The 6541-nt window shown below is 60.7% G+C and carries 9 protein-coding genes; 2 read left to right on the forward strand and 7 right to left on the reverse strand.

The window, feature by feature from the left end; all coding sequences use genetic code 11:
- Positions 1 to 34: 34 nt before the first annotated feature.
- The 5 genes from E8Q41_RS22205 to E8Q41_RS22225 all read right to left on the reverse strand — a co-directional run bounded on the left by E8Q41_RS22205 (position 35) and on the right by E8Q41_RS22225 (position 4386).
- Positions 35 to 1243: a calcium-binding protein gene (locus tag E8Q41_RS22205; RefSeq protein WP_137157759.1), complete on the reverse strand. Its 1209-nt coding sequence runs from the start codon at positions 1241 to 1243 to the stop codon at positions 35 to 37.
- A gap of 28 nt (positions 1244 to 1271) precedes the next feature.
- A complete protein-coding gene (locus E8Q41_RS22210; protein WP_137157760.1) occupies positions 1272 to 1775 on the reverse strand; it encodes a hypothetical protein in 504 nt (167 codons plus the stop codon).
- Positions 1776 to 1789: 14 nt separating this feature from the next.
- Entirely contained in the window at positions 1790 to 3010 is a 1221-nt protein-coding gene (locus E8Q41_RS22215; RefSeq protein WP_137157761.1) for a calcium-binding protein, read from the reverse strand.
- 116 nt (positions 3011 to 3126) lie between these two features.
- Complete coding sequence (locus E8Q41_RS22220; RefSeq protein ID WP_137157762.1) at positions 3127 to 4038, reverse strand: hypothetical protein; 912 nt, start codon at positions 4036 to 4038, stop codon at positions 3127 to 3129.
- Positions 4039 to 4104: 66 nt separating this feature from the next.
- Positions 4105 to 4386 carry a hypothetical protein gene (locus E8Q41_RS22225; RefSeq protein ID WP_137157763.1) on the reverse strand — a complete coding sequence of 94 codons (282 nt, stop codon included), beginning with the start codon at positions 4384 to 4386 and terminating at the stop codon, positions 4105 to 4107.
- Here E8Q41_RS22225 and E8Q41_RS22230 point away from each other — a divergent pair.
- Both E8Q41_RS22230 and E8Q41_RS22235 read left to right on the forward strand, forming a co-directional pair.
- Positions 4370 to 4852 (forward strand): VOC family protein, encoded by a 483-nt coding sequence (locus E8Q41_RS22230; RefSeq protein WP_137157764.1) that lies wholly within the window; start codon positions 4370 to 4372, stop codon positions 4850 to 4852. The two genes, E8Q41_RS22225 and E8Q41_RS22230, sit on opposite strands and share 17 nt — an antisense overlap.
- Positions 4849 to 5064, forward strand: coding sequence for a DUF4287 domain-containing protein (locus tag E8Q41_RS22235; protein ID WP_137157765.1), 216 nt, complete (start codon positions 4849 to 4851; stop codon positions 5062 to 5064). The genes E8Q41_RS22230 and E8Q41_RS22235 overlap by 4 nt, the downstream gene beginning before the upstream one ends.
- A 180-nt stretch (positions 5065 to 5244) precedes the next feature.
- On the opposite strand, the gene E8Q41_RS22240 is transcribed toward E8Q41_RS22235, so the two are convergent.
- Positions 5245 to 5712 carry a type III secretion system chaperone gene (locus tag E8Q41_RS22240; RefSeq protein WP_137157766.1) on the reverse strand — a complete coding sequence of 156 codons (468 nt, stop codon included), beginning with the start codon at positions 5710 to 5712 and terminating at the stop codon, positions 5245 to 5247.
- A 46-nt stretch (positions 5713 to 5758) separates the two neighbouring features.
- Positions 5759 to 6175, reverse strand: a complete 417-nt coding sequence (locus E8Q41_RS22245; protein ID WP_137157767.1) for a hypothetical protein — start codon at positions 6173 to 6175, stop codon at positions 5759 to 5761.
- Positions 6176 to 6541 lie beyond the last annotated feature (366 nt).

The following is a 6541-nucleotide window of genomic DNA, read 5'->3' on the forward strand; positions in this document are numbered from 1 at the left end:
GCTGTGGCGCGGCCCGCCCGCGTCGCTCGCATCGTCAGAAAATGAAATCCGTCTTGTCCATCTGCGCGAGCGTCAGGCCGTCCACCGTCAGCACGTCCGCGCCGAATTTGATAACGAGGTCGCCGCTCGCCATCGCGGCATGCGCCTTCACATCCGCAAATGTGTCGAGCCCGGTCCACTTCTGAATGTCCATGCGATCCTGTCCGTTCTGGAAATCGGTGATCCGGTCGCGGCCCTCGCCGGTGTAGAATTCGAAAATGTCCTTGCCGGCCCCGCCGGTCAGCACGTCGTTGCCGACATCGCCATACAGCCTGTCATTGCCGGCCATGCCCCTGAGAATGTCGTTGCCGTCGTCGCCGGTGAGCGTGTTGTTGAGTTCGTTGCCGGTTCCGGTGAGGCCTTTCAATCCCTCTAGAAACAATGTTTCGACATTGGCGCTGAGCGTATAGTTCACGGTCGATATCACGCGATCAACGCCCTGGCCGGCCGTTTCGATCAGCTTCGTCGCGGCGCTGTGCACGGTGAGCGAATCGTCGCCTGTCCCGCCATAGATCTTGCCCTGGACAGTGGATCCCGTCGCCTCGTTGATGAATGTGTCATTGCCGCCGCCCAGCCTGACGTCGCCGACGATCCGGCTGAAATTGTCGACATGGTCGCCGTCCTTGGATCCCTGGATGGCGATGCCGGCGCTCTTGATCAGGCCGAAATTCTCGAGGCTGAGCTGATGCGGGTCGCTGTCGGCATTGATGAGCACGCCGTAAGACGAGCCGGTGATCACGCCTCCTTCGGCATTGGTGACGTAATTGCTGCCGCGAAACGATTCCAGCCCCACCACGCCGGAGATCAGCCCGGAATTGTCGAGAGCTATGGTTGCGCCGACCTTGGTCGCCAGCACCACGCCCGAGCCGCCCTCTGCGATGATCTTGCCGTCATTGATCATCCGGCAAGTTGTCCCCGACGCGCCGCCATCGAAATAGACGCCGTTATAGCCTGTAACCACGCCCAGAGAGCTGATGGACATGAGCCAGTTGGCGCCGGACAGCGCGATGGCGGATTCGAACTCGAAAGGGGTCCGGATGGTCGAATGGATGGCGATGGTGTTCCCGAAGGTCCCGTCGAGCATCCGGATGGCCGGTCCGCCGTTCGCGTTGATTCCGCCCGGCTTGAACGTCCAGCTGTCGCCATCGACGGCGATGGTGACGGTGGCGTTCTCGATGGTGTAGGTATGCGCGACGCCGACCATGGGGCGCTCCTTTCAGATCCAGACGCCGTCACGGCGCGGGGGCGGTTATGTTGTCGAACTGGAGCCGCACATCGGTTTTAGCGCTCTCGCTCAGCATGCGATGCGGCAGCCCGTCATCGGCGCCGATCCACACCCGCTGCGGACCGGGATCGCCCACGCCTTGAACGGCGGACGGCGTGTAATCATAGACATGCATGGCGACGTCCTCGAGCGTCTCGTCGCCGGCGCTCGCGCAATCCTTCAGGCTCGCGGCGTCGGGAACCATGCGCTTGGTCATCGCCGCCCTCTGGCCCTTTTCGAGCAATGTCTTGGTCCAGTTCTCGCCGTCCCTGACATAGAGATCGTCGCCGATGGCGATGCTATCGAGCAGCGGTTGGCCGCCGAGGCTGGTCAGTTGCCGATAGGCGGGCGCCTTGCTCAGGAGGTCATAGGCGTCGGCCACGGCGTCGCAATCGCCGGCGAGAGCCGATGTCGAGACGAGCGCCATCCCCGCCGCCAGCGTCAGCCGGCTCCGGAGAGGGGCGCCCGGCATGGTCACCCGCCGGCTCACAGGATGAAATCCGTCTTGTTGATGTCCGAACGCTCCACATCCGTCAGCCTCAGGCTGTCGCCGCCCGCCGAGATGACGATGTCGTCGCCGTCGACGCGCAGATGGGCGCGCACATCGGCATATGTCTCCATCTCCGTCCAGCCCGACAGATTGATGAGATCCGAGCCGTTCTGGAAGTCGGCGATGCGGTCGCGGCCGTCGCCTTCGGAAAAGACGAAGATGTCGCCATTGCCGCCGCCGATCAGCACATCCTTTCCGGCATGGCCCCACAGCGTGTCCGAGCCCGAAAAGCCCCGCAGCCGGTTTGCCGCGGAATTTCCGTCAAGCGTATTGCCCATCTCGTTGCCGTCGCCATTGATGTTCTTGACCCCGGTCAGCAGCAATTGCTCGACATTGGCGTTCAGGGCGTAATTGGCCGAAGAATACACCGTGTCATAGCCGCTATTGGCGGATTCGATCATCCTCAGGCCGGAGGAGGTCGTGGTCAGCGTGTCGTCGCCATCGCCGCCATAGAGATTGCCGATCAGTTTGCCGCCCATGTTGAGGAAATAGTCATTGCCGCCGGCCAGCGCCACGTCGCCCGAAATCGTGCCGCTATTGGTGATCCTGTCAGAGCCGATATCGCCGCTATAGGCGAGTTCCTCGCCCTTCAACATTCCGCTGTTGACCAGCTTGAGATACTCGCCAGCGGCGCTATGGGTCTCCACGCCGGTGTCCAGCCCATAGATCGTGCCGCTATTGGTGATGGCCGTTTCGCCGTCCGGCATCGATTGGTTGATGCCGGCATAGAGAAACACTGCCGTGTAGGCGGCGATGCTGCCGGAATTGACCACCGTTCCGCCCACGTCCCCGCGCATATAGACGCCATAGCCCATGTCGTCGCCGCCATGGATCACGCCGCCGTTGACGATCCGCTGGTTGTCGCCCGACAGCATGATGCCGAAATAGCCTTCGACATTGGCGTTTGCTGCCACGCCGATCGCCGTGCGGTCGCCCTGGGCCAGGATGGCGGTGGCCGAATTTTCCTTGAGCAGATTGGTGCGCACCTCGCCCTGGATGTCGATCGTGTTGTTGGCGGCGGCGACGCTTTCGACGATGCCGTCCTGCAGATTGGACAGGATCTTGCCGGCCGGTCTGACGATCCAGGTGTCGCCGCTGCTGTCGATGGTCCAGGTGGTGGTCCGGGTTGTGAGCAGAAAATGCGTTTTCAGGGTCATGGCGCCTCTCCTTGCGGGTCGGCGGCATGTTTGGCGTCCCCATTCGGTTCCGCAATCACCCTATTAGGGTCGCGTGCGGATTAAAGCGCAGCCGGTTTCGACCCTGATCCGCAACGTCAGCCGAAGGGGCGCAGTTCCTGCGGATGCTGCTTGAGATAGGAGAGGAGATGCCGCCGCCGCTCGGCCCCGCGACCCTGCGACGGTCCTGCCTGCCTGACCCCGATCACCTGCGGAGCGCGCTCCTCGACCCGTTCATAGATCAGCTTCCAGGTCCGCTTGACGGTGTTGATCGAGATCGCCATCGCCGATGCGATATCCTCGTCCGTCAGGCCTTCGCTCGCCAGTTCGAGAAGCGCCCGCTGCGCCGATGAAAAGCGGATGATCGGCGGCGCATGCGCAAAGATCTGGGCCGTGATGGAATCGGGGAAGATCGGCAGAGCATCGTCGCGGCGGCGATGGGTCACGGCGAATTCAAGGTCGCCGAGCCGGTAGCGGCGGATCTCGCGCATGCCGGAACTGATCAGCACGGTGGCGATGGGCTCCGGATCCTCGCGCGCCGCCTGCCGGAGCAGAAAGCCGGAATGCGCCTCGACGAAATGGCCGATGGCGCGCGCGAGCAACGCCCGGCAGCGCGGATCCTCGGGATTTTCGTAGCGATGCGCAAAGCCGATCACCAGAAGATTGAGCCCGGCGCCCGCATTGCCCGCGGCGATATCGCTTTCCCGCGCCAGAATGCCGCCTTCGCCGCGACCCGCCTTCAAGAGCATGTCCAGAGCGCCCATCGGCCGCTCGCCGCTCAGGAACTCGGCGATCGCGTCATCGGTCACAAAGGCGCTCGCCCCCACCGCCGACAGCAGCACGGGCTCGTCCGTCCGGTTGTGAACCTCCTCGATCAGGCCGCCGCGCAGCGTGCCGGCGGCCAGATGCGCCGCGCAGAACTCGACGAGCGCCGCATCGGCCACGGTCCTCCGCCAGAGATGACATTCGAGAAAGCCGAGCATGGCCGCCGCATCTTGCCCGCGCGCCATTCTCCCGCGGACAGCCACTGGTATTTCGTTCATCGGCTGCGCCATCCGCTTTTTTAGAATTATAAACTATAGAGCGCCCGATCCCCCCGTCCTGTCAATCATCCGCAAACGGCGCAGCGACGAAATCGCCGGTCGATCGACGAAAAAAAACGCGATCCGATCGATGCAGCGCATTGCGCCCAGGCTGGCGGACGGAACTTTTGCGGCAGAAAGCGTCTTCCCTCGCATGCCGCCGAGCAGCGGCAGCGCCGCCGGCCCCTTGTCCGGCTCCGCACGGGCTGGCACAGTCGCATGCATCGCTTGCGCCGCAGGCGTGACGTGGAGGAGAGACATGTCGAAAAACCGCATCTGCCACTGGTATGACAGGGACGCCGAAGCGGCCGCCCGCTTCTATGCCGAGACCTTTCCCGACAGCCGCCTGGGCAGGATCATTCATGCCCCGGGCGATTTTCCCGATGGCCGCGAGGGCGAGGTTCTGGTGGTGGAATTCACCGTCGCCGGGGTCGATTGCATCGGCCTCAACGGCTGCCCCGCCTTTCGCCAGACAGAAGCCTTCTCCTTCCAGATCACCACCGAGGATCAGGAAGAGACCGATCGCTACTGGAACGCCATCATCGGCAATGGCGGCAGGGAAAGCGACTGCGGCTGGTGCAAGGATCGCTGGGGCCTCTCCTGGCAGATCACCCCGCGCACGCTGCTCGACGCCATGGCCGCCGGCGGCGAGGAAGCCCGCCGCGCCTTCGGCGCCATGATAACCATGCGCAAGAGAGACGTCGCCGCAATCGATGCGGCGCGACGGGGAGACGCAGCATGACCGACGAAAAGATCAAAGGCCCCGCCTCCTATTTCCCCGCCATCGAAAAGAAATACGGCCGCCCGATCGCCGAATGGCAGGCGCTGGTGCGCCAGCATTATCCCGCCAGACATATGGAGCTGGTGGCGATGCTCAAGACCGCACACGGCATGGGCCACGGCCATGCCAACGCCATCGTGGCGCAGACGCTTGCTGAGGACAAGGGCGGGTGAGGGGGACGGCGCGCGCAGGCCTCGCATTGGCGGAGAGACGCGCCTGCGGCCTGCCCGCGCCTGTTGTTGCGGCGTACCGCTCGGCCTTGCGCCGAGCATCTGCCAACGTACAGACCCGTTGGGACATGGGTGGTCCGAAAGCGCCCACCCACGTCTCTTCTTCGGCGTCGGGCAGCGCCGTCAAACCCGCAGCAATTCCGAGGCGGCGAACTCTTCTACTTCCTCTTCGATCTCTTCGCCGCGCATCTTGGCCTGGATGGCCGCCACGCCGTCGTTGCGCCATGAGTGAACCAACGCCGCAAAGCGTTCGAGGTCTTCGAGTCCTTGTTCGGCCAACAGGCGCTCATAACCCCAGCGCTCCGACAGAACGACATGCCCCTCAACCGGATCAATAGCCAAGCGCGCGCCATCGGTGGCGATGCCAAGGTAATTGGCTTCCAGCAGCAACCGCATCACACCTGGATCATCGGCGTCCAGCCCAGGCAATTGAGCGAATATTTCTGTGACGCCGTCGCCGAGATATAGAAGCCAGATATCGGAGACCTCATTGATGTCGAGGGATATGATATCGTCTTCAATTGTATCTGGCGTCGCAATGCCGTTCAATTCGCAAAAGACTTGCAGCACGGTTTTCTGTTCTTCTTCCATTGATCACCTGTTGGGTACGCCTTATGTGTCGATGAGTTTCGCGTAATTAGTATATTTTCCGTCCAAATTTTATTCCATCAAGTATCTCTCTCAAGGTTTCTTGTTCTTCTTGAGGGGCTTCATTCTCTATTTCGTCTCCCTCTTTTTGCGCTTTGCGAGAATAATGCTCATCTAGTTTCAGGCGTTCGTCGCTTTTTACACGATCGGTAGTCTGTCGCGGTGTGCCGGTGACTTCGGTTTTGAGGGCGCCGAGCTGAAACTTGATAATGTTGACTCCTCGCTTGACCGAACCGACCGTATTTCCCCAGAAAAACCGGCCTAGACCGCCGAGATGGCGATCGGTCTTATCCTTCCTGTCCGCCTTCTGCCCGACGTCAAGGGAAACGAGGTTCGCCTCTTTGAATTTTTCCTCATGTATTTCCCGCAATCCATCGAACCGCTGTATAAGTTCTTCGTCGGACATATCCTTGACCAATTTGGGTCTTTCAACAATTTTCAGAGGTTATTGATTGTTCTCCAGTTTCTGATTGTAGTTAAAATATTTGAAATCGTCTTCAGGATGAGTTGAATCGCCATGAAGCGCCAATATTTCTTCTTTCTTATTTTCGAAAGCTATCCTCTTGTCGTTCTCAAATACTTCTTTTTGTTCTATGTTTCTCTCTGTGATGTTTTCGTTGTGTTTTCTGATTGTATCCTCGTGGCTTACAGATTTGAGGCTGCCGTCTGTAAGATGGTGAATGCCGTCCGTAACTAGGCCGTATACTCATAAACGGGCTTCCGCTTTGGGATTGATGATGATTCAAGGCTGCCATTGATTTGGGAGCTTTTT

The organism is Rhizobium sp. FKL33, from assembly GCF_005222915.1.
Taxonomy (GTDB): domain Bacteria; phylum Pseudomonadota; class Alphaproteobacteria; order Rhizobiales; family Rhizobiaceae; genus Rhizobium_E.